We start from the raw sequence: 23,211 nt of genomic DNA, 5'->3' as shown, positions 1-23,211 counted from the left end.
GATTATTAACGTGAATCAACATTACTTTCATATTATAGAAAATCATAAAGATGCATTTAATCAGGAAATGTTCGAAGGACGTTACTCAGAAATTTTAGACCGATATCCATATATCGTAGGAGATATCGGATTTGAACAATTAAGGTTAAAAGGATTCTTTGATGATAAGAAAAAAGGTGCAGATATTAGTAAGAGATTTTCTGCAATTCAGGATTACTTACTAGAATACTGCAATTTTGGATGTGCCTATTTCGTGTTAAAACGTTTAACTGAAAGTGAAGTTGTAAAATTAACACAACCAGAATTAATAACAGATATTGAATCAAATGAACATGATGATCTTACTGAAGTGATAGCTGAAGAAGAAATAGAAGATAGCGTTGTAGATGAAGTTGCTGATGATTCAAAACCGACTGCCGACAATGAAATTGCAGACGAAAGTCATCATGCATCAAAAGAAAAGAATATGAAAACATTTAGTGATTTCATTAAATAAAAAAATTCCAGCTTACTTCGGTAAGCTGGAATTTTTTAATGGATTACTTCATTAAGAAATTCAGTGATTTCTTTAGCATCTGCATCACTAATACCAAACACATGGGCAATATAACCTTCTTCATCGAGATCATCACGACCAATAATGCCGAATTTATTCGATTGAGTATTGAGAACGATTGTCTTACCATAGTGTCTATCTGTTTGAATCAATGCTAAATCATGGCGATTTTCTCCAACAAAACTTACAAATCGTATATTTGCCTTTTCAGTATCATCGTATAAAAACATATCTATCATTAAGCATTCCTCCAGTAATTTTATTATACATGTTGTGTATTGCTTTTCAAAATTTGATAGAATAGTGGTGGAGGCGATCAGATGTATTTTGTAGATAGAGATGAATTAGAAGAAAAACTCGTGTATATTGATAAGTTATCAAAAGAAGTAGTAAATTCTGAAGGATTCGCATTAGAACGTGTATGTCATATGCTTATAGAAGCAGTTGTTGATGTAGGAAACATGATTATCGATGGATTTGTTATGCGTGATCCTGGTAGTTATCAGGATGTCATTGATATTTTAGAAATGGAAAAGGTGATTTCATCTATTTCTAAAGATGAAATTAGTAAGACTTTACCTACACGTCAATGGTTTGTTCGAAATTATACAGATATTAACCATGCAGAAGTAAAGCGCATTTTTATGGAGAACATCAATGCCTATCAAAAATTCAAAAACGATGTTGATACGTTTATAGCAAATGAACTTGGTCCTGTATCAGCATTTGGGAAAGGTAGTAAAAATGAAAAAATATAGTGGATACTTATTAGATTTAGATGGCACGATGTATGCCGGAACAGAAGTCATTGAAGGTGCTAGAGAATTTATTGCATATTTAGCGAATAATAATTTACCTTATTTATTTGTAACGAATAACGCATCAAAAAGACCGGATGAAGTAGCAGATAAACTTTCTAAGATGGGATTTGTAGCACATGCTAATAATGTTGTCACAAGCGCGATGGCTACAGCATCATATATAGCTGATGAAAAACCAGGGGCAACGGTCTATGTTATTGGTGGAACAGGTATTCGTCAAGCCTTAGACGATGAAGGTTTAGAGATCAAAGAAGATGAACATGTAGATTATGTTGTAATCGGTCTGGATGTAGATATCAACTATGAAAAATTATCGATTGCTTGTTTAGCTGTACGAAATGGTGCGAAATTTATTTCTACTAATCCAGATACATCGATTCCAACTGAACGTGGTTTCTTACCTGGTAACGGTGCATTAACAAGTGTTATCACTGTTTCAACAGGTGTTGAACCTAAGTTTATCGGTAAGCCAATGCCTACTATAATGAATAAAGCTGTTGAAATGATCGGTCTGGATAAGTCAGAACTTGTCATGATTGGTGACCTTTATATGACAGATATAATGAGTGGTATCAATAGTGATATCGATACACTACATGTTCAGACAGGTGTTTCAACTTATGAACAGGTTATGGCTGAAGCGGTACCACCGACATATAGTGTTAAGAACCTATTAGAAGTAATCGACATATATGAAGGGGAATAATATGAAAGTATTGATTACAAGAAGTATTCCAAAGCGTTATGTTGAGCAATTAGAATCTATTGCAGAGGTAGAAGTTTATCCAGAGACGATTAAACCAATGCCAAGAGAAGCATTACTAGAATCATCAAAAGATAAATCTATTGTTATTTCAATGCTAAGTGATACTATTGATAAAGAATTTATTGATAACAATCCTGACCTTAAAGCAGTAATTAATCTTGCCGTTGGTTATGACAATATTGATATCGAATATGCACATAGTAAAGATATAGTGGTATGTAACACACCTGATGTACTTATAGAAACAACTGCTGAACTCGCATTTACTTTAATGCTTGTAACAGCAAGACGCATCATTGAAGCAAATGAATTAGTAAAAGACGGCAACTGGGTTGGATGGTCTCCTTATTTACTTGCTGGACTTGATGTGTACAAAAAGACAGTCGGAATATTTGGTATGGGAAATATCGGTACAGCATTAGCGAAACGCTGCATCGGACTAAACATGCATGTTCAATATCATAACCGTAGTGAAAGCGAAGCTGCGAAAGCACTCGGAGCAAATTATGTATCTTTTGATAAATTACTTGAAACAAGTGACTTTATCATATGTACAGCACCATTAACTAATGAAACAAAAAATATATTTAATAAAGATGCATTTAAAAAGATGAAATCAAGTGCGATATTTATAAATATAGGTCGTGGTGGACATGTCGTTGAAAATGACTTACTGGAAGCCATTCAAAATGAAGAGATTTATGCAGCAGGGGTTGATGTATTAAATAACGAACCTGTTGGGAAAGATCATCCTTTCCTATCTGAAAAGCGCATTACAGTGCTTCCGCATATCGGAAGTGCAACAGTTGATACGAGAGATGCAATGATTGAGCTGTGTATAAAAAATGCTGAGTTAATTATTGAAGGTAGGAAGCCTATCAGTGAAGTGAAAAAATAATTAAAAGAATGATCCATTATCAGGATCATTCTTTTTTTATATTTTTCTATTTTTATTACTATTTTATTTCTATTTTTGTCTCTTTACTTTCTATTTTATCGGGAGACTGTAAAAAGACATTTGATTCAATTTCAAAACCTAAATCTTCGATGATCTGATAATCTTCTTTGTTCGGTTGACCTTCAGTTACTAAATAATCACCAACAAAGATAGAGTTAGCAGCATACAAGGCAAGAGGCTGTAAAGAACGAAGGTTGACTTCACGGCCACCTGAAACGCGAATTTCTTTCGTTGGATTAACAAGACGGAATAAAGATAAAATTTTTAAGCATTTATTTGGAGTCAGTTCATCTTTATCTTCAAACTTTGTTCCCTTGATCGCATGTAAGAAGTTTACCGGGATACTATCAGCATCAATTGCTTTAAGTGCAAATGCCATATCAACGATATCTTCATCTGTTTCCCCCATACCGCAAATTACGCCGGAACAAGGTGAGATATTATTAGCTTTCATAATTTCAACAGTATTTACGCGATCTTCATATGTATGTGTAGAAACGACTTCTTCATGATATCGTTCACTCGTATTGAGATTATGATTATATCGATCTACACCTGCAGCTTTTAATTTTTTTGCCTGTTCATCATTCGTTAATCCAAGACAAGCACAAATTTTGAGCTGTGGATGATTTGCTTTGATTGCTTCAACAGCGTTCGTAACTCGGTCTACTTCACGGTTTGTAGGTTTACGTCCACTCATAACGATGCAATAAGTACCTACTTTATTTTTAACTGCACTATCTGCACCTCAAATAATCTTATCCTCATCGACTAAAGCGTATGGTGTACAGCCTGTTTCATTTTTATCTACTTTAATCGATTGACCACAATAGCCACAGTCCTCCGCACAGAGACCGCTTTTAGCATTTAAGATCATATTAAGTTTTACCTTGTTTTGATAATAGTGATAACGTACTTGGTAAGCATCATTTAATAATGATAATAAATGATGGTCAGGTGTTTGTAGTATTTGGAGTGCCTCTTCTTTTGTTAACGTATAGCCATTAATGACACTTTCTGCATAATTCAATTTTAGTCCCCCTAATAATTAGTTAACTAAATTATATCATAGGTTTACAATGGGTGGAGATTAAATTAGTAGTAGGTCATAAAATGGATTTAAGTTATTTATTAATCAATCTCATTTATTTTGTATTAAAGATATAGCGGAATCGATAATACTATTGTCAAAATACCGCTAAAACTAGTGAGAAATAGCGGAATCGAAAATACTATCGTCAAAATACCGCTAAAAGAGTCAAAATAAAAAACCGAGACTGTTGTCTCGGTTCAAATCATCATTAAAATACTTGTTCTACTTCTACTACGCCAGGTACTTCTTCAAGTAACGCGCGTTCAATACCAGCTTTTAATGTAATTGTTGATGAAGGGCAAGTACCACATGCACCTAAAAGGCGAAGTTTAACGATTCCATCTTCAACATCTACTAATTCACAATCGCCACCATCTCTTAATAAGAATGGACGTAATTTCTCTAATACTTCATTCACAGCATCAAACATTGTTTGTTGTTCAGTTGTCATTTTAACTCCTTTCGAGTAAATGTAGTGGTTTACTCTAACTTTTTTAGTATAATCAATATAGCATATAAATACGATAGTTTAAAGGGGGATGTATCATAAATGATAAATGTTATCATTTACGGCGCTGATGTTGTATGTGCAAGTTGTGTAAATGCACCGACATCTAAAGATATTTATGACTGGGTTCAACCGAATTTAGATCGAAAGTTTCCGGATTTACAATTTAACTATAACTATATTGACATTAATAAATCTGAAAACTTAACAGATCATGATGAAAATATCATTGAGCAGATTAACAATGATGAGTTATTCTATCCGTTAATTACGATGGATGATGAAATAGTGGCTGATGGATATATTCAATTACCACAGGTTACTAAATTCGTAGAAGAACATTATGTAAAATAAAACGATTAGGATGACCTAATCGTTTTATTTTATCCATTATGATATTTATATAACCATAAGACACCTGATTTCATTAATCGTGCGAGTCTTCCAGTCACTGTTTTCTCCATTAAATAAGCAAAGCCTTCTTTTTCTCCTAAAGAGCCCATAAATCCTTGTAATTTAAGTTCTGGCATCACTTCAGGTAATGGTTTATCTGTCCAGATCATTTTCATAACATCGATGATTTGTTCTGCCTGAACTTCAGCAAGTTGTGCACTTGGTGCATGCGGTAAAGCTGCACAATCACCAACGACGTAAACATTAGGATGCGTCGGAATTTGATGATATTGATTTAATTTAACACGATTGCCATCACCGATTTCAACAGGTAGATTACGTACAATTTCAACAGGTTGTATACCTGCCGTCCATACACAAATATCTACTGAATATGAAACGTCATTATTATAAAGCATACCAGGTTCAACTTTAACGACGTTTGAATTAGGAATAACTTCTACATCGTTTTTATCGAACCATTTCTTAACATAATTACTTAATTTCTCAGGAAAAGCCGGTAAAATTCTTTCTCCACGATCAAAAAGTTGGATCTTTAAGTCTTTCCTAGATTCACGTAATTCACTTGCAAGTTCGATACCGCTTAAACCAGCACCTACAATCCCCACTGTAGAGCCAGATGGCAAGTCAGCTATCGCCTGATAAGTTTTACGTGCTTTTGTCATTGTCTGAATGCTATATGTATATTCTTCTGCACCAGGAACGTTATGATATTTATCTTCACAACCAAGACCTATTACTAACTCATCATAATCCACATGATTTTCACCGATAGATACAATTTGTTTTTCAAGGTCAATTTGTGTAACTTCTCCATAGACAATATTTAGACGCTTATCTTGTGGAAATTCTACACGTACATCTTTATCAGATTCTGTTCCGGCAGCTAGTGCATAAAACTCTGTCTTTAAACCATGAAATGGAATCTTATCGATTAATGTGATATTGTATTCCGCTGGTAATGTATTCGGCAGGAGTCTTTGCATAATACGCATGTTGCCATAGCCCCCACCAAGTAATACTAAATTTTTCATTGTTTTAATCCCCTTCGTAAGTCAAAGTTCTATTGTTTTTCCTCAATCTAAATTATAATATAGATTATCATTAAATTATAGCGATTATATACTACTAACGATAATAAAAGTTGATATAAAATGATAAGTAAAAGTTATCATGATTAAGGAAGATGAAAATGAATCCAATTGTGGAGTTTTGTATTTCAAATTTAGCCAAGGGAAGTCAAAGTGTGTTTGATGAATTATCTAATGATCCAAATATTGATGTATTAGACTACGGTTGTCTAACATATTGCGGACAGTGTAATGATAGTCTCTATGCACTTGTTAACGGGGATATCGTTACAGGCGACACACCAGAATTATTAAAACAAAATATTTACAAACATATCGAAGAAACATGGTTATTTTAAGGAGGAATTTATTATGGCTACTGTAATTTTAACAGAGGCAGCTGCATATGAAGTAAAATCAATGATGGAAAGCAATGGCTTACCGAACGGTTACTTACGAATTTCTGTAAAAGGTGGCGGATGTACTGGTTTATCATACGGTATGAGCGCTGAAGAAAATCCTGATGAAAATGATGAAGTTTTAGATTACTATGGTGTGAAAGTATTGGTAGATAAAGCAGATGCGCCAATATTAAATGGAACGATTGTAGACTTTAAACAATCATTGATGGGTGGTGGATTTGCAATTGAAAATCCAAATGCAATCGCATCTTGCGGATGTGGTAGTTCATTTAGAACAAAAGATGTCGCAGGTACACCAGAAAATTGTTAAGCTTCCACATAATAATATTCACAATTCACTTGTATTTATAGTATAAAAGTCTTAATATATAAGTTGGAATATTCAAAAATAACTTTGTGACAAAAATCACATTTTATTGGTTGAAAGATTAATATATTAAAAAATTTATTGAGAATGGGTGAATACAAATGGGATTTGAAAGAAAAAAAGTTATTGTATTAGGTGGAGGATATGCTGGTCTACAAACTGTAACTAAATTACAGAAATTAGTTTCTACTCAAGATTGTGATATTACATTAATCAACAAAAATGAATATCACTATGAAGCAACTTGGTTACATGAAGCTTCAGCTGGTACGCGTGAATATCAGGATTGTTTATATCCTATCGCAAGTGTTTTAAATCATTCAAAAGTAGATTTCGTCGTTGACGAAGTTACTAAAATCAATAAAGATGAAAAAACTGTAGAAACAACAAACGGGACTTATAAGTTTGATATTTTAGTAGTGGCATTAGGTTTCGAATCAGAAACATTTGGTATTGCAGGCATGAAAGAACATGCTTTCCAAATTGAAAATATCAATACTGCACGTCGTATTGCTGCGCATATTGAAGAGCGTTTTGCACACTATGCAAACAGTACAGAAAAAGACGAAAAAGATTTAGCGATCTTAGTAGGTGGAGCCGGCTTTACTGGTATCGAATTATTAGGGGAATTAGTAGAAAAAGTACCTGCATTATGTAAGGAATACAACATTGATCAATCTAAAGTGAAATTAACATGTGTTGAAGCGGCACCAAAAATGCTTCCAATGTTCTCTGAAGATTTAGTGAAATATGTAATGAATTATTTAGAAAAACGTGGTGTTGAATTCAAAATCGCTACACCTATCGTTGCTGCTAACGAAAATGGTTTCGTTGTTAAAGTTAACGAGCAGGAAGAACAATTATATGCTAACACTGTAATCTGGGCTGCTGGTGTTCGTGGTTCTAAATTAATGGAAGAATCATTTGATGGTGTTAAACGTGGTCGTATTGTAGTACGTGAAGATTTACGAATTGACGGCTATGATGATATCTTTGTTATCGGTGACTGTTCAGCAGTTATGAGCGGAGAGCGTCCATTACCAACGACTGCTCAAATTGCGATGCAACAAGGTGAATTCACTGCTAAAGCAATTCAAAAATTATTAAACGGTGAAAAATTATCAGCATTTGTTTATGATGATAAAGGAACTGTATGTTCTTTAGGTTCGCATGATGGTGTGGGTGTTGTATTCGGTAAAGAAATTACTGGTAAGAAAGCAGCATTCATGAAAAAATTAATTGATACGCGTGCAGTATTCAAAATTGGTGGCGCTGGTGTTGCATACAAAAAAGGTAAATTTTAATATTGTCTCAATATTAAATGCTTAAAAAGTGAGCGGGGCATAATGATTGCCTACCTCACTTTTTTTATAAGTAAGGAGAAGATTATGGCACGAGATAAAGTTTGGTTAGGGGTCAATGCAATTGTAATTAATGATGCAGGTGAATGGCTCTTACTTAAAAAACAATATAGCGGCATGCGTGGCATGTGGAGTACACCTGCAGGTTTTATTGATAATGGTGAAACTGCAGATCAGGCTGTATTAAGAGAATTAAATGAGGAAACAGGTATTAAAGGAGAAGTTCAAGGTGTAATCGGACTAAGAAGTGGTGTTATTAACGGTGAAATATCTGATAATATGATTTTATTTCTTGTCAAACCGCTTACAACGGATATTACTATTCAGTTTCCAAATGATGAAATTGAAGTTGTAGCTTGGAAAACACCAGAAGCAATTCTACAGGACAAAAATGTGTCACCGATGATTCATCATCTTTTACAGGAAAAAAGCGAAGCAATAACGCTTACAAGTACTGAGTCTCCTGGAGCACATTTTAATTATACACATTATCACTTATATACTTAGGAGGGGCATTTTTGACAGCACTCATACAATTGATAATTTCAACACTTTTATTTTTTGTTTTATTTTTTGGTATCGCATTTATTTTAAATATGTTACTGAAATCAACGTGGATAATGACGGCTCTATATCCTTTTGTTGTATTTGCAATTGTTGATAAAATTTCTACAGCCGATTATTTATTAAAACCAAAATTTGCATTTAATAAATTATGGACAGGCTTAACTCACCTTTTACCTGCAGACATTATTATGTTATCAGGTGGCTTGATAGGAGCAATCACTGCAGGATTTGTCATTAGAAATTTAAGACGCAGCGGATATACAATGTTTTAAAGGAGTGGGCATATGCTAAATAAGCATTTACAGACACACATAGACAGGTGCTATGTGTGTTTTTTACCATCACAAATCAGTCAGTTAAGACCATTACTGGAAAATCATAAAGCAATCATTGAAGCACAGTACCCTCTAAGGGATAAGATATTACCATATTTTATTTCATCAGAGGAGACTCTATTTTTATTTATACCGGTCGGAAATTTAAAGCATATTGATATGCAGAAGATTATTGATCTCGTTACAGTTATTGAAAATCTATATCTTGAAAATTCAGAAACAGTAAAACGAGCTATCCATGTGGACATTCATCTGACATTACTGGCAAAATATTTGTCACATGAACAAGTGATGATGATACAAGCAGCGTTGTATAACTTATTTAAAATAAATAATCATCATAGCAACGTGGTAAATACACTAACAGCAATTCCAGATGAAGTTACAGAAAGAACGATATGCTTAGTGAAAGATGAAAATATTAAGATGTATGAATATATTTCCAAAAGTTCTACGACATTGTTTATCGTTATAGCGCATGACAGTTCTATACCCACATCATTGTTAAGAGCACTATTAGCATCTTCAGTTGGAATTATCTATATTCAATACAGTGAAATGATACAAGAAAGAGAAGCACGCATTGCATTCAATGGTAAGACTGTCAAAACACATCATCATAATTACTTTAATATATTATATGATGTGTTGTTCTATGCAAAACAATATCGTTTAAATACAGCTTGTATCTATTTAAAGAATCAGGAATATGAAGTAGAACTGATAAGTAGTATGAGCCAAATTGACAAAAGACAGATAAATATAAAACATAATAATTTACAATTCATTTCGAAACTTATCCAGGAAGACTTTGAGTTTACGTATCAATTTCAGCATCAGTTAGAAACTAAAGAAGTAATGGATATAAATACACTTGAACAATTTGGGCCTAATGTTATAAGTCCAAATGTACTTGAAGTTGAGTTAATCAATTATCCTGATAATCAGCATGTTTATGCCCACATTATAAAATTAATGCATGAAGCACTTGACGAAAATAAATAACTCCTTTATTATGTTAGTACATTAGCGAACTAAAGTATTTGGAGGTTATTTATTTATGAATGCAGTTTTAATCGCAGTACTAGTGATGGTCATATTAAGTTTATGTAGGCTTAATGTTGTACTATCATTATTTATAGGTGCAATAACAGGTGGTCTTGTTGCAGGGCTAGGTATTGAAGAAACCATTAAAATATTCACTGAAGGTATAGTGGATGGAAGTGAAGTTGCATTAAGCTATGCATTACTTGGAGGCTTTGCAGCATTAATTTCTTATAGTGGTATTACAGATTATTTTGTTGAAAAAATAATAAATAAACTAAAGGTTGAAAATAAAAAAAATACGAGAATATACACTAAAGTAATATTACTCGGTTCTTTAATTATTATTTCTTGTATGTCTCAAAATATTATTCCGGTGCATATCGCATTTATTCCGATTATCATACCACCTTTACTTAGTTTATTTAATGAGTTAAAGATAGATAGAAGATTGTTGGCAGTAATACTTTGTTTCGGATTAAACTTTCCGTATGTATTGATGCCTTATGGTTATGGATACATCTTCCACGGTATTATTAAAAAAGGATTCGATAAAGCAAACTATGCGATTGAATTTAGTGACATATATAAAGCGATGATTATACCTTCTATGGGATTTATTGTAGGACTCATTCTTGCCTTTATTATATTTAGAAAACCGAGAACATATCATACCGTAGCTTTAGCACCGACTGAGAATAGACCACCGCTTAGACCATATGTCATATTTATTACAATTCTTGCGATTTTAAGTACGTTTATTGTGCAGACGATGACTGAATCAATGATCTTTGGTGCATTAGCAGGGATATTAATATTCTTTGTTTCATTTGCATATGAATGGAAAGAATTAGATGACACTTTAACAGATGGTATTAAGATTATGGCTTACATTGGTGTCGTGATGCTTACTGCAAATGGTTTTGCGAGTCTTATGAGCGCAACTGGAGATGTAGAACGATTAGTTCAGGACATGGTAGCATTCACTGATGGTTCAAAAGTATTAACAATAATTTTTATGTTAATCGTTGGTCTCATTGTGACACTTGGTATCGGCTCTTCATTTGCAACCATTCCAATCATTGCTGCGTTATTTATTCCGTTAGGAGAATCTATTGGACTTAGCAGCATGGCGATTATAGCTATTATTGGTACAGCAGGTGCACTTGGTGATGCAGGTAGTCCGGCTAGTGACTCTACACTTGGTCCAACAGCAGGTCTTAATATGGATGGTCAGCATAACCATATTTGGGATACGTGTGTACCGACATTCTTATTGTTTAATATACCACTCATTATTTTCGGATTTATCGCAGCAATGGTATTATAGATAAAAAGTGGTAATGGGGGATATCATGGATTCAAATTTATTATCTGTACCAAGTTTAATAACACATTTTAAGATTGAACAAGTAAGTTTTGATGGTGATGTACTCATCATGAAAATGCCAATTACTGATGTTGTCCGTCAACCATTTGGTTACCTACATGGAGGAGCAACTGTTGCACTTTGTGAAACAGCAGCATCTTATGGCTCATCGTTACTTATTGGTAAAGATGAGATTCCATTAGGTCTAGAGATTAATGCTAATCATATATCAAGCGCAAAGTCAGGCGATGTATATGCTAAAGCATTGATTATTCATCAAGGAAAATCGACTCATGTTTGGGAAATAAAAGTATATGATGACAGTGATAGATTAATTTCCACGTCACGATGTACCGTTGCAATTAAAAAGCTGAGATAAGGACGAAATCCTTATCTCAGCTTATTTATTTTAAATTTTTAACCTTACTATTCTGCATTCTTAAGTTCATCTCTAACAGTTGAATTTGTATAAGCTGTACCAGAATAATAGGCACTACGCATTATTAAATGAGCACCAATCGGTCCGGTAGAGAATATAAACAGAATTGCGAGAATCAATGTCGGTTCAAAATGATGATCTCGACCTAAAAAGTAAAGAAATACGCCGAACATCATAAACATAACACCAAGCGTTGAAGATTTACTGGCAGCATGTGCACGAGTATACACGTCTGGTAAGCGGATTAAACCGATAGCACTTATTACTGTCAGCAATGCACCGATAATAATAAAGAACATACTAATGACGATGACGATTGTGTCGATCATATTCAACGATTTCTCCTTTCTCCATAAACTTCGCAAAAGCAGTTGTTCCTAAGAAGGCAAGTACGCCAAGTAGCATAATGATGCTGATATAATATTTAGTATTTAACAGCCCTGAGAATAGAGCAATCATAGCCATGAGAGAGATACCTAAAGCATCAAGTGCAACAACTCTGTCGGCTAAACTTGGCCCTTTAATGACGCGATATAATATACCGAGCATCGATAAAGAGACGATGATCAATGCGATAATGATGATGATATTGGTAAATTCTATTGTCATGATAATCCAATCTCCTTTATCGCATCTTCAAAAGAATGCTTAATGCCATCTATTTCTGAATCTAAATCACTGAAGTCAATTGCATGGATATAAAGCTTGCTTTTATCATCACTCACTGCTACGACGACTGTTCCTGGTGTTAACGTAATCAGTAAAGATAATAAACTAATTTCCCAATCTTTTCTTAAATCGGTTGGGTACATAAAGAATGCAGGCTGTATATCGATTTTTGGTGCAATAACGATTTTTAGAACACTGATATTTGCTTTAAATAATTCAATAATAAATATAACGATTAAACGTAGGACTTTTAAGAAAGGGATGAGATAGAACCCACCAGGTAAAAATGGTCTCATGATATATATCCCTATGAGTCCGAATAAATAACCAAGTAACATATTACCGAAAGATACAGAACCTGTTAAGATACACCACAGTATGACAAGTCCTGTATGTATGATCATTTGTATCGCCATTATTTCACCCCTAATGCTTTGACATAAGTTTCTGGTGAATGAATTGATAATGCTGCTTTTTCAATGATTGGATATAAAGCGTCGCTCATAACCCCGAATAATACTGCTAGAACTGTCATTAATAATGCCGCAAACATCATCTTATTGATAGCTGGTTGAACATATTTTTCACCAGAACCAAAGAAGACATATAAAAAGATATTGATCACTGAATACAATACGATTAAACTACTGAGTAATACAATGATAGCAGTCATCACATATCCTTCATTCATCGCTGCTTTTACGATAAAGTATTTTCCGTAGAAACCACTTAATGGTGGGATCCCTGCAAGTGATAACGCTGCAATAAAATAAGTGAATCCAAGCAGCGGATAATCTTTTATAAGACCACCAATCTTTCTAATGTCTGTTTCATTCGTAATTTTCATAATGATACCGATAAGCATAAATAAACTCGCTTTAATAATCATGTCATGAATTAAGTAATAAATGCCGCCAATTGTTGCTTCTTTAGTAAAAATCGCAAGTCCTACGATAATCACACCAACGGCAATCATAATATTATAGATGATAATTTTCTTCATATCGCGATATGCAAGTGCACCGATACAGCCAAATATAATTGTCAGTAGTGCTAATACGAGCAGTATATTGTGCACGAATTCTCCAGACTGACTGAAGAATAAACTATATGTTCTGTATAATGCATAAACACCGACTTTAGTAAGTAATGCACCGAATAAAGCAAGAATTGGTATCGGAGGAGCGTAATATGCGCCAGGTAACCAGAAATATAAAGGAAACATACCTGCTTTTGTAGCGAATACAAAGATAAATAATATCGCACAGATTACAATAATATTTTGGTTTTCTATGCCATCGATTCTACTGCTCATATCAGCCATGTTTAATGAGCCGATAACTGAATACAGCATACCGATTGCTAATACGAAAAATGCCGAACTCGTAACATTTACAAGGATATATTTTATACTTTCCTGTAATTGTATCTTCGTTCCTCCGATAATCATTAATACATATGAACTGATTAAGAAGACCTCAAAGAATACGAATAAGTTAAAGATATCTCCAGTTGTAAATGCACCATTTAAACCAGCCAGCATAAACATCACTGATGAGTAATAATAATATGTTTCTCGGTCAAGTCCAATTGATTGATAAGAATAATAGATCATAATCAACGTAATTAATGTTGTTGTGAGGACTAAAATTGCAGATAACATATCAGAAACGAGTACAATACTATATGGTACTTTCCAGTTTCCGAGTTCTAAATATATTGTACCGTGTTTAAAGACCTGTATAAACTGATAAAGTGCAACAAAAAATGTTATTAAAGTACCAAAAAAAGCTACCATTCTTTTAATAATAGGTTGTTTTCCGATACAAATTAATATTATTGCGGTTATTGCAGGAATAATAATAGGGAATACAATTAAATTACTCATCTTCAGGTACCCCCTTATAATCAGATACATTGTCAGTACCTAATTCTTTATAACTTCTAAAAGCTAGTACTAAGAAAAATGCAGTAACAGCAAAACTAATTACAATTGCTGTTAATATTAAAGCTTGTGGAATTGGATCTGTATAAAAATGCTGATCCTCTTCATAGATAGGTGATGCACCTTTTTTTAAGCCACCACTCGTAAGCAATATTAAATTGACTGCATGAGAAATGATAGATGATCCGATAATAATTCTGAGCAAACTTTTAGAGAGAATCAAATAAACACCACAAGTAACAAGTATGCCACTTAATATAATGATTAATATTTCCATTATTCATTCTCTCCAATCGTTAATATTATCGTTAAAGTCGTTCCAATCACGGCAAGCATTACTCCAGTATCAAATAATACTGCAGTATGCAAATGCAATTCACCTAAAAGTGGTAAATGAAGGTCGCCGAAAGTATGTGTGAAAAACGGCTTATCTTGTAAGACACTGATTAACGGTGTACCAAAGCAAAACATTAAACCGATAGCGATGACCTTTTTAAAATCAATAGGAATAATCTGTTGTAAAGTTTTAATATCATATGCGATTAAAATAATAAGAAGAGCAGATGATATGAGTAGTCCTCCTACAAACCCTCCGCCTGGTGTGTAATGACCACCCATAAATATGGCAAAGGCAAAAGTGATAATAATAAAGAAGACAACAAGTGTACAAAACTGTAAAATAACATCATTATTTTGCTTTTTCATTATTATCACCTCTATTCTGTCTTAATCGAATTAAAGTATAGATACCTATACCAGCTATTCCAAGTACACTTGATTCGAATAATGTATCAAATCCACGGAAATCTACTAAAATTACATTAACCATATTTTTTCCTGCAGCAAGTTCATATACATTTTTAATATAGTATTCTGCAATTGATGGATAAAATTTGTTACTATAAGCTGCTAATGCAATGATTGTGACGCAAATACCAGAAAGTAATGCAATTACAAAATTCGAAATTTTAAATCTTGAACTTTCTTCATGGCGATACTGACGTGGCAGATGATAGAAACACATTAAAAATAATGCTGTTGAAATTGTTTCAATTGCTAATTGTGTTAACGCTAAGTCTGGTGCATCGAAGAATACGAATAATAAAGCAATTGAGTAGCCGATAGCACTAAGCATGATAATACTAAATAAACGTGATTTTGATTTTAAGATCATAACAATCGCAATTAATATGATTCCAACGAGAATCAACTCATATGGCTGGATTGAACCGAGCGACTCAAAATTAATATGAATCGGATTATTAATAAATACATAGATCGTCATGATGATAAGCGTAATCAATATTGCAGACATACTAAAACGAATTGTTCTTAACACTAAAAACTGATTAATCATCTTACTTTTCTTTTGTGATTGTGCAAGTAACATATCATAACCTCTATTCAGGCTGAATTGAGCAGGTAAGATAGTATATATTTTTTCCCAATATTTAAATGTAGCAACAAGTAGTGCACCAAAAATAATGATAGCTAATGTAATAAATAGTGGTGTATTAAATCCATGAAAATGATGGATATGCTCTATATGAACAGATTGATTTAATATACTGTTTGTTGCAGCGCTCAGTAATGGTAAAAACATATTTGGAACAAGTGAAATCACAACCATGATGCTAATTAATATAATAGGTGAAGCGAGTAATAACTTTGGAGCTTCGTGTGGCGCTTTCTCAGTTGTATTATCTTTAGGGGAGCCAAAGAATATATCGATGATTAACTTTATACAGTATATAAAAGTAAACATACTTCCTATAAACATGAGTATTAATGCAATACTTGAAAGCACTGGTTGACCTGAGAAACTACTATTTACTGCATTTAATACAGATGTTATAAACATTTCTTTACTTAAGAAACCATTAAAAGGTGGAACACCTGCCATACTTAATAAGCCAAGCACTGCAATTGTAAACGTTACAGGCATTAATGTTAGTAATCCATTAAGCTTACGGATATCACGTGATCCTGTTTCATGGTCGATAATTCCGACTGCCATAAATAGCGCACCTTTAAATGAAGCATGATTTAAAATGTGGAACACACTAGCCGTAACTGCAATAATGAAAAGTTCATTATGATTATTTTTAAGTGCAAATGAGCCAAATCCAAGAAGAGACATAATGAGTCCCAGCTGACTGATAGTACTGAATGCAAGAATTCCTTTTAAATCTTTTTGATTAACAGCTTTCATCGATGCAAAACACATTGTGAATAAGCCGATAAAGATTAAGCTGTTTGTCCACATATTACTGACTGCAAAAATAGGAGTAAATCTTGCTACAAGATAAATACCGGCTTTAACCATTGTCGCTGAATGCAGATATGCACTGACAGGTGTTGGTGCTTCCATAGCATCTGGTAACCATATATGAAATGGAAACTGAGCTGATTTAGTAAATGCTGCTAATAAGATCAATACGATAGCTAACGGAAATAATTTGTGATTCTGAATTATATTTGCGTTTTGTATCATTGCATCTATTGAAGTCGTGTGCGTAATACTTACTAAGATGGCAATAGCACCAAGTAACATTAAACCACCAAAGACGGTGATTAACATCGATTTCAAGGCTCCTTGAATTGATTTTTCTTTAAAATACCAGAATGAAATCAATAAGAAACTTGAAATACTCGTCAGTTCCCAGAACATATAAAGCGCTAAAATATTATCACTTAGTACAACGCCGAACATTGCACCCATAAATAACAATAAATATGTATAGAACTTTCCAAGTTCCTCACGCTTACTAAGATATGAAATAGAATAGAATACTACGAGCATACCTATCACAGAAATAAGTAATGCAAATAGTAGACTAATGCCATCTATTTTAAAATTTAAATTTAATCCTATACGTGACATCCAGTTATTTTTTTCATATAATGTCTGACCTAATGAAGATAATTTACTGATAAAGAATATTGAAGCAATTACAGGAATGGGTAGTACAAACCAACCCGTATGAATAGTACGAAATTTTTTCTGTAGAATAATTGGAAATAACGCTGCTATAAATGGCAGCAATACTATCCATAAAGTCATCTTAAAACCTCCTTTAGTATTTTATTATACAAGAAAAATACACGGATTTATTTCTAATGGTTTAATATGGCGACAACGTATTATCTATTCCTTAAATAAGAAGAAACAGATTAAAATTAAAAAATCGTCATATAATTGTCACTTTTTTATTCCGGGAAAGAAAACTTATACTGACGTTCATAATCATGCTTTAAATTTGTTAATGTATCAAGTGCTTTCCTATTAAATGGAGTGTCTTCACTCTTTAATTTTTGCTCCATTTTTGATACTGCCTGTTTTAATGAATCGACATATGGAAGTACTTCATCTGTATAAGGTTTCAGTAAATTTTCATCTACGATACGTTTTTCTTTATGAGAGAGTGCTTTTCGTTCATGGAAGAATACATTTTCAACTTCTCCTCTATTATGCAAATCTCCCTGCATTGGGTGAGTGATAACACTTTCGATGCTCACTAAAACACCATTTGGCTGTTCCTGAACTTTCTCTACAATATAAATACCAGATTTGTGCATAAGTCTAAAATACATATTTCTCATCCTTTTTGTGTTAATATATTATGGTAATAATCATATCATGAAGGAGCTTAAAAATGACTAATTTTCCGCAATTAAATACAGAAATTTCAGAAAATGAACGTTTAGTAGAAATGGTAACAACAAAAGGAACAATGAAAATTAAATTATTCCCGGAAGTTGCACCAAAAACAGTTGAAAACTTTATTCAGTTATCTGAAAAAGGATACTATGAAGGTATTATCTTCCACCGTGTTATTAATGATTTCATGATTCAGGGTGGAGACCCAACTGGAACTGGTATGGGTGGAGAGAGTATTTACGGAGATAAATTTGAAGACGAATTTTCTATGGAAGCATTCAACTTATATGGTGCTTTATCTATGGCGAATGCAGGACCAAATACTAATGGTTCTCAATTCTTCATCGTTCAAATGAAACAAGTACCAGCTCAAATGTTATCACAATTAAAACAAGGTGGATGGCCAGAAGAGATTGTTGATAAATATGCTGAAGTTGGTGGAACACCTTGGTTAGATCAAAAGCATACAGTATTTGGTCAAGTCGTTGAAGGATTTGATGTATTAGAAACAATCGCTAATGTTCAGGTTGGTCCACAAGACAAGCCTTTAGAAGACGTAGTAATTGAAAAGATTAACATATTAAAATAATTGTTGCATAGGGCTAAACGCTTTGTCGACGACCTGGAATAAACGGCGTCTCACTTGCAGTCCTTTCGACAAAAACAAAACTTTCCTTAAATCAAAGAGCGATTTATAGGAAAGTTTTTTATTTTGCTTAGGACTAAACGCAAGTTCGACGACCTGGAATAAACGGCGTCTTCAAAGCAGACGCTAGGCAAACTTCAACAATGCTTTCAAAATCAAAGAGCGATTTTTTAACATTGTTTCCAGTTTGCTTGCGTCTAAACGCTTTGTCAACGACCTGGAATAAGTCATGAAATGTTCATGACTTATTCTTTTTTTGTGAATTTTTAATGATATAATAATTTATTAGATTAGGGGTGATGCATGATGATGGAATTTTTATATTTTCCAGAAAATAAGTGGGAATATGTCCCGGCAGTGTTATCATTAATATTCTTTATGACACTTGCTTATATTTCTTTTAAATTGTTTAAAAGAAATTCACAGAAACAAGAAGAAAAGTTTAAAATATTTGAAGCTGAAGTGATGCGAAAACTTGAGGATGAACGCCATGAATCCAGATTTTAATATAGCAATGTACAAAATTTTAAACAACTGGAATCCAATGCAGCTTGATGATGCTTCTCAAGGAGATATGGAATATTACGAAATAATGGATATCGTACATCAAAAATTATCTATTGACGAAACAATTCAGAGAATATCAGAAATTTTCATGCATAGTTTTGAACAGTCACCTGATAAACAAGAAATTAAAGATATTTTAAATGAAATTTATAAATTACGTGCAACTTGTGAAATCGTGTAGCAACTTACTAGCTACATGATTTTTTTATACTCATTTTTATGGTAAAATAATTATATTAAAAATGAGGGATAAATATGATGAATAAAAAGTACAAAAAGGGACAGTTTATTAAAGTTAAAGTGACAGGCATACAACCATATGGAGCATTTGTTGAGGCTGATCAGCATACAGAGGGATTAATACATATTTCTGAAGTGATGAATGATTATGTCCACAACTTAAATTTATTTCTCTCAGTGGGTCAAATTGTTAAAGCGAAAATTCTCGACATTTCTGAAGATGGTAAATTAAATTTATCTTTAAAAGAAAACGATTATTTTAAACGTCAGGAACGAAAAAAGGAAAAGAAATCAGTACTTGAAGAACTTAAGCAACCAGAAAATATTGGTTTCGAATCGTTACGAGAAAAACTGCCAGAATGGGTAGAAAAAGGAAAGAAACTACAATAGTACAGTGGTTTCTTTCTTTAATTTATGCATGTTTGTGCATAAAAAATTATTTTGCAAAATTTAAGTATTAAGGGTTGAAGTATTTCTTAAAATTAGTCATTATATAGTATGTAAGGGTTTTCTATTAAACAAACAAAGAGGAGGCAATGTAATGATTTCGTACAAACACGAACCATTCACAGACTTTAGCATCGAGGAAAACAAACAAGCGATGTTAAAAGGCTTAGAAACAGTAAATGCATATTTAGGAGAAGATTATCCGTTAGTAATTGGTGGAGAACGTATAATGACTGATAACAAATTACGTTCATTCAATCCAGCAAATAGAGAAGAAACAATTGGTCATGTATCTCAAGCAACACAAGAACATGCTGAGAAGGCTATGGCTATTGCGAAAGAAACATTTGAAACTTGGAGATCAACTAATCCTGCAATGCGTGCAGATATTTTATTCCGTGCTGCAGCAATTATTCGTCGCAGAAAATTTGAATTCTCTGCATTATTAGTTAAAGAAGCAGGTAAACCATGGAACGAAGCTGATGCAGATACTGCAGAATGTATCGATTTCTTAGAGTTCTATGGGCGTGAAATGTTACGTCTTAAAGATGGTGTTAAAGTTGAAAGTCGTCCAGGCGAGTTCAACCGCTATGATTATATCGCTTTAGGTGTTGGTGTAGTTATCTCACCATGGAACTTCCCATTAGCGATTATGGCTGGAACAACAGTAGCGCCTTTAGTTACAGGTAATACTGTGCTGCTTAAACCTTCTCACAACACTTCAGTTGTTGCATATAAGTTTATGGAAGTTTTAGAAGAAGCGGGTATGCCTAAAGGTGTAGTAAACTACATTCCTGGTTCAAGTCGTGATATCGGTGACTTCATTGTGGATCACGTTGATACACGTTTCATTTCATTCACAGGTTCACGTGATGTTGGTGTACATATTTATGAGCGCGCAGCAAAAGTACACGAAGGTCAATTAAACTTAAAACGTGTTATCGCTGAAATGGGTGGAAAAGATACGATCGTTGTTGATAGCGAAGCTGATTTAGAGTTAGCTGCTGAATCAATTGTTAAATCTGCATTCGGATTCTCAGGACAAAAATGTTCTGCATGTTCTCGTGCAATTGTATTAGAAGATGTTTATGATGAAGTTGTTGCAAAAGTAAAAGAAAAAACTGAAAAATTAACTGTAGGTAATCCAGAAACTAACGAACACTTCATGGGACCTGTTATCGACGAAAAATCTTTAAACAAAATTAAAGAATACATTGAAATTGGTAAACAAGAAGGTAAATTATTAGTTGGTGGAACGACAGAAGAGTCTGTTGGTAACTTCGTGAATCCAACAGTATTTGTAGATGTTAAACATGATGATCGTATTATGCAGGAAGAAATTTTTGGACCTGTTGTAGGTATTGCTAAAGCAAAAGATTTCAAAGAAGCGATCAAATTTGCAAACGATACTGACTACGGTTTAACTGGTGCAGTCATTACAAATAATCGTGAACATTTAGAAGAAGCACGTCGTGACTTCCATGTTGGTAACTTATACTTCAACCGTGGATGTACTGGTGCAATTGTTGGATACCAACCATTTGGTGGATTCAAAATGTCAGGTACAGACTCTAAAGCTGGTGGACCTGATTACTTAGTACTTCATATGCAAGGTAAAACATCATCAGAAATGTTATAAGAATCACTTGTTTCATAAATAAATGAAAATAAAATAATCAAATAAATATAGCAGTAGTGCAAGGCACTACTGCTTTTCTAAAAAAGGAGAATAATAATGACTAAATCACAAGATATCATTGAAATTACAAATCATTATGGTGCACCAAACTATCACCCACTTCCGATCGTTATCTCTGAAGCTGAAGGAGTATGGGTAAAGGATCCTGAAGGGAATAAGTACATGGATATGTTATCTGCTTATTCAGCAGTTAACCAAGGGCACCGTCATCCTAAAATTATTCAAGCTTTAAAAGACCAGGCAGACCGTGTTACTTTAACGTCTCGTGCATTCCACAGTGATCAATTAGGGCCTTGGTATGAAAAGATTTGTAAGCTTGCTGGTAAAGAAATGGTATTGCCTATGAATACTGGTGCTGAAGCGGTTGAAACTGCGATTAAAGCAGCACGTCGCTGGGCATATGATGTTAAAGGTGTAGCGAAGGATCAAGCTGAAATTATCGCAATGAAAGGTAATTTCCATGGTCGTACGATGGCTGCAGTATCTTTATCAAGTGAAGCAGAATATCAACGTGGATACGGTCCATTATTAGGTGGATTCAAATTAGTTGAATTTGGTGATATTGAGCAAATCAAAGCAGCAATTACACCTAATACAGCTGCAGTATTACTTGAGCCAATTCAAGGTGAAGCAGGAATCAATATTCCAAAAGACGGATTCTTAAAAGAAGTTCGTGATCTTTGTACTGAAAACAATGTATTATTTATCGCTGATGAAATTCAAGCTGGTCTTGGACGTTCTGGTAAAATGTTTGCTACTGATTGGGATAACGTAGTGCCAGACATGTATATTTTAGGTAAAGCATTAGGTGGCGGAGTATTCCCTATCTCATGTGTATTAGCAGATAAAGAAATTCTAGAAGTATTCAATGCAGGAAGTCACGGTTCTACATTCGGTGGTAACCCATTAGCTTGTGCAGTTTCAATGGCAGCTTTAGATGTTCTGGTAGATGAGAAGTTATCTGAACGTTCTTTAGAATTAGGGGAATACTTCCAATCTAAATTAAAAGAAATCGACAATCCAATTATTAAAGAAGTTCGTGGTAAAGGATTATTTATCGGTGTTGAATTAACTGAAAATGCACGTCCATATTGTGAACAATTAAAAGAATTAGGTTTATTATGTAAAGAAACACATGATACTGTAATTCGTTTTGCGCCACCATTAATCATTTCTCAAGAAGATTTAGATTGGGCGATTGAAAAAGTAAAATCTGTATTCGAAAAATAAATGGTAGCGTTTTCAAA

29 protein-coding genes and 2 pseudogenes are annotated in these 23,211 nt (G+C 33.5%); 19 read left to right on the top strand and 12 right to left on the bottom strand.

All coding sequences use genetic code 11. The features are described 5' to 3' along the window. Position 1 precedes the first annotated feature (1 nt). Positions 2-379, top strand: a pseudogene (locus BFS35_RS14000) (YutD family protein); the annotation flags it as partial. Between the two features lie 152 nt (positions 380-531). Here the strand turns inward: BFS35_RS14000 and BFS35_RS08135 are convergent. Next, positions 532-795 (bottom strand): DUF3055 domain-containing protein, encoded by a 264-nt coding sequence (locus BFS35_RS08135; RefSeq protein WP_099580424.1) that lies wholly within the window; start codon positions 793-795, stop codon positions 532-534. 81 nt (positions 796-876) lie between these two features. Here BFS35_RS08135 and BFS35_RS08130 point away from each other — a divergent pair, with 81 nt between their 5' ends. From BFS35_RS08130 to BFS35_RS08120, 3 genes are read left to right on the top strand one after another with little or no spacing between them, the layout of a single operon-like run. Beyond that, positions 877-1,314: a DUF86 domain-containing protein gene (locus BFS35_RS08130; RefSeq protein WP_099580425.1), complete on the top strand. Its 438-nt coding sequence runs from the start codon at positions 877-879 to the stop codon at positions 1,312-1,314. After that, entirely contained in the window at positions 1,301-2,083 is a 783-nt protein-coding gene (locus tag BFS35_RS08125; protein ID WP_099580427.1) for a TIGR01457 family HAD-type hydrolase, read from the top strand. The genes BFS35_RS08130 and BFS35_RS08125 overlap by 14 nt, the downstream gene beginning before the upstream one ends. 1 nt (position 2,084) lies before the next feature. Beyond that, positions 2,085-3,041: a 2-hydroxyacid dehydrogenase gene (locus BFS35_RS08120; protein ID WP_099580429.1), complete on the top strand. Its 957-nt coding sequence runs from the start codon at positions 2,085-2,087 to the stop codon at positions 3,039-3,041. Positions 3,042-3,099: 58 nt separating this feature from the next. On the opposite strand, the pseudogene bioB reads toward BFS35_RS08120, so the two are convergent. Further along, positions 3,100-4,131: pseudogene (gene bioB / locus BFS35_RS08115) on the bottom strand (biotin synthase BioB). A 271-nt stretch (positions 4,132-4,402) separates the two neighbouring features. Beyond that, the gene (locus BFS35_RS08110) at positions 4,403-4,720 is read right to left on the bottom strand and encodes a NifU family protein (RefSeq protein WP_372486722.1); all 318 of its coding nucleotides are present in this window, start codon (positions 4,718-4,720) and stop codon (positions 4,403-4,405) included. Between the two features lie 24 nt (positions 4,721-4,744). Here BFS35_RS08110 and BFS35_RS08105 point away from each other — a divergent pair, with 24 nt between their 5' ends. Next, positions 4,745-5,056: a YuzD family protein gene (locus BFS35_RS08105; protein ID WP_096077041.1), complete on the top strand. Its 312-nt coding sequence runs from the start codon at positions 4,745-4,747 to the stop codon at positions 5,054-5,056. A 29-nt stretch (positions 5,057-5,085) separates the two neighbouring features. On the opposite strand, the gene BFS35_RS08100 is transcribed toward BFS35_RS08105, so the two are convergent. Next, the gene (locus BFS35_RS08100) at positions 5,086-6,150 is read right to left on the bottom strand and encodes an NAD(P)/FAD-dependent oxidoreductase (RefSeq protein ID WP_099580431.1); all 1,065 of its coding nucleotides are present in this window, start codon (positions 6,148-6,150) and stop codon (positions 5,086-5,088) included. A 158-nt stretch (positions 6,151-6,308) separates the two neighbouring features. Between BFS35_RS08100 and BFS35_RS08095 the strand changes: the two genes are divergently transcribed. From BFS35_RS08095 to BFS35_RS08060, 8 genes are all read left to right on the top strand, one after another. Next, on the top strand, positions 6,309-6,545 hold the full coding sequence (locus tag BFS35_RS08095; protein ID WP_099580433.1) for a YuzB family protein: 237 nt from the start codon (positions 6,309-6,311) through the stop codon (positions 6,543-6,545). A gap of 13 nt (positions 6,546-6,558) precedes the next feature. Beyond that, positions 6,559-6,918 (top strand): HesB/IscA family protein, encoded by a 360-nt coding sequence (locus BFS35_RS08090; protein ID WP_099580434.1) that lies wholly within the window; start codon positions 6,559-6,561, stop codon positions 6,916-6,918. 158 nt (positions 6,919-7,076) lie between these two features. Next, positions 7,077-8,279, top strand: a complete 1,203-nt coding sequence (locus BFS35_RS08085; RefSeq protein WP_099580436.1) for an NAD(P)/FAD-dependent oxidoreductase — start codon at positions 7,077-7,079, stop codon at positions 8,277-8,279. Between the two features lie 84 nt (positions 8,280-8,363). Further along, positions 8,364-8,843, top strand: coding sequence for an NUDIX domain-containing protein (locus BFS35_RS08080; protein WP_240628420.1), 480 nt, complete (start codon positions 8,364-8,366; stop codon positions 8,841-8,843). Between the two features lie 11 nt (positions 8,844-8,854). Beyond that, entirely contained in the window at positions 8,855-9,175 is a 321-nt protein-coding gene (locus BFS35_RS08075) for a YuiB family protein (protein ID WP_099580438.1), read from the top strand. A gap of 12 nt (positions 9,176-9,187) precedes the next feature. Continuing rightward, positions 9,188-10,243: a hypothetical protein gene (locus tag BFS35_RS08070; RefSeq protein ID WP_099580440.1), complete on the top strand. Its 1,056-nt coding sequence runs from the start codon at positions 9,188-9,190 to the stop codon at positions 10,241-10,243. 55 nt (positions 10,244-10,298) lie between these two features. Further along, positions 10,299-11,612: a Na+/H+ antiporter family protein gene (locus BFS35_RS08065; RefSeq protein WP_099580442.1), complete on the top strand. Its 1,314-nt coding sequence runs from the start codon at positions 10,299-10,301 to the stop codon at positions 11,610-11,612. A 25-nt stretch (positions 11,613-11,637) separates the two neighbouring features. Beyond that, positions 11,638-12,030, top strand: a complete 393-nt coding sequence (locus tag BFS35_RS08060; RefSeq protein WP_099580444.1) for a PaaI family thioesterase — start codon at positions 11,638-11,640, stop codon at positions 12,028-12,030. 47 nt (positions 12,031-12,077) lie between these two features. Here BFS35_RS08060 and mnhG read toward each other — a convergent pair whose 3' ends face one another. The 8 genes from mnhG to kapB all read right to left on the bottom strand — a co-directional run bounded on the left by mnhG (position 12,078) and on the right by kapB (position 18,298). After that, positions 12,078-12,419, bottom strand: a complete 342-nt coding sequence (mnhG, locus tag BFS35_RS08055; RefSeq protein WP_099580446.1) for a monovalent cation/H(+) antiporter subunit G — start codon at positions 12,417-12,419, stop codon at positions 12,078-12,080. Then, positions 12,391-12,699: a Na(+)/H(+) antiporter subunit F1 gene (locus tag BFS35_RS08050; RefSeq protein ID WP_099580448.1), complete on the bottom strand. Its 309-nt coding sequence runs from the start codon at positions 12,697-12,699 to the stop codon at positions 12,391-12,393. The genes mnhG and BFS35_RS08050 overlap by 29 nt, the downstream gene beginning before the upstream one ends. After that, entirely contained in the window at positions 12,696-13,175 is a 480-nt protein-coding gene (locus BFS35_RS08045) for a Na+/H+ antiporter subunit E (RefSeq protein ID WP_099580450.1), read from the bottom strand. Before BFS35_RS08045 ends, BFS35_RS08050 begins: the two co-directional genes overlap by 4 nt. Further along, positions 13,175-14,647 carry a Na+/H+ antiporter subunit D gene (locus BFS35_RS08040; RefSeq protein ID WP_099580452.1) on the bottom strand — a complete coding sequence of 491 codons (1,473 nt, stop codon included), beginning with the start codon at positions 14,645-14,647 and terminating at the stop codon, positions 13,175-13,177. Before BFS35_RS08040 ends, BFS35_RS08045 begins: the two co-directional genes overlap by 1 nt. After that, the gene (locus tag BFS35_RS08035) at positions 14,640-14,981 is read right to left on the bottom strand and encodes a Na(+)/H(+) antiporter subunit C (protein WP_096077027.1); all 342 of its coding nucleotides are present in this window, start codon (positions 14,979-14,981) and stop codon (positions 14,640-14,642) included. The genes BFS35_RS08040 and BFS35_RS08035 overlap by 8 nt, the downstream gene beginning before the upstream one ends. Then, entirely contained in the window at positions 14,981-15,409 is a 429-nt protein-coding gene (locus BFS35_RS08030) for a Na(+)/H(+) antiporter subunit B (protein ID WP_099580454.1), read from the bottom strand. The genes BFS35_RS08035 and BFS35_RS08030 overlap by 1 nt, the downstream gene beginning before the upstream one ends. Further along, the gene (locus tag BFS35_RS08025; protein WP_099580456.1) at positions 15,393-17,768 is read right to left on the bottom strand and encodes a Na+/H+ antiporter subunit A; all 2,376 of its coding nucleotides are present in this window, start codon (positions 17,766-17,768) and stop codon (positions 15,393-15,395) included. Before BFS35_RS08025 ends, BFS35_RS08030 begins: the two co-directional genes overlap by 17 nt. A 146-nt stretch (positions 17,769-17,914) precedes the next feature. Beyond that, positions 17,915-18,298, bottom strand: a complete 384-nt coding sequence (kapB, locus tag BFS35_RS08020; protein WP_099580458.1) for a sporulation phosphorelay system protein KapB — start codon at positions 18,296-18,298, stop codon at positions 17,915-17,917. Between the two features lie 62 nt (positions 18,299-18,360). Between kapB and BFS35_RS08015 the strand changes: the two genes are divergently transcribed. The 6 genes from BFS35_RS08015 to BFS35_RS07990 all read left to right on the top strand — a co-directional run bounded on the left by BFS35_RS08015 (position 18,361) and on the right by BFS35_RS07990 (position 23,194). Next, positions 18,361-18,954 carry a peptidylprolyl isomerase gene (locus tag BFS35_RS08015; protein ID WP_099580460.1) on the top strand — a complete coding sequence of 198 codons (594 nt, stop codon included), beginning with the start codon at positions 18,361-18,363 and terminating at the stop codon, positions 18,952-18,954. 363 nt (positions 18,955-19,317) lie between these two features. Further along, positions 19,318-19,518: a hypothetical protein gene (locus tag BFS35_RS08010; RefSeq protein ID WP_099580506.1), complete on the top strand. Its 201-nt coding sequence runs from the start codon at positions 19,318-19,320 to the stop codon at positions 19,516-19,518. Continuing rightward, a complete protein-coding gene (locus tag BFS35_RS08005; RefSeq protein WP_205757154.1) occupies positions 19,502-19,759 on the top strand; it encodes a DUF1871 family protein in 258 nt (85 codons plus the stop codon). The genes BFS35_RS08010 and BFS35_RS08005 overlap by 17 nt, the downstream gene beginning before the upstream one ends. A 77-nt stretch (positions 19,760-19,836) precedes the next feature. After that, positions 19,837-20,208 carry a S1 domain-containing post-transcriptional regulator Ygs gene (ygs, locus tag BFS35_RS08000; protein ID WP_099580508.1) on the top strand — a complete coding sequence of 124 codons (372 nt, stop codon included), beginning with the start codon at positions 19,837-19,839 and terminating at the stop codon, positions 20,206-20,208. A gap of 151 nt (positions 20,209-20,359) precedes the next feature. Then, positions 20,360-21,904 (top strand): L-glutamate gamma-semialdehyde dehydrogenase, encoded by a 1,545-nt coding sequence (gene pruA, locus BFS35_RS07995; protein ID WP_099580464.1) that lies wholly within the window; start codon positions 20,360-20,362, stop codon positions 21,902-21,904. Between the two features lie 96 nt (positions 21,905-22,000). After that, a complete protein-coding gene (locus BFS35_RS07990; protein ID WP_099580466.1) occupies positions 22,001-23,194 on the top strand; it encodes an ornithine--oxo-acid transaminase in 1,194 nt (397 codons plus the stop codon). Positions 23,195-23,211 lie beyond the last annotated feature (17 nt).

Origin of the sequence: Macrococcoides goetzii, assembly GCF_002742385.2 — a bacterium.
GTDB lineage: Bacteria > Bacillota > Bacilli > Staphylococcales > Staphylococcaceae > Macrococcoides > Macrococcoides goetzii.
Note: the sequence above shows the minus strand (reverse complement) of the source record. Positions and strands in the feature narration are given on the sequence as shown.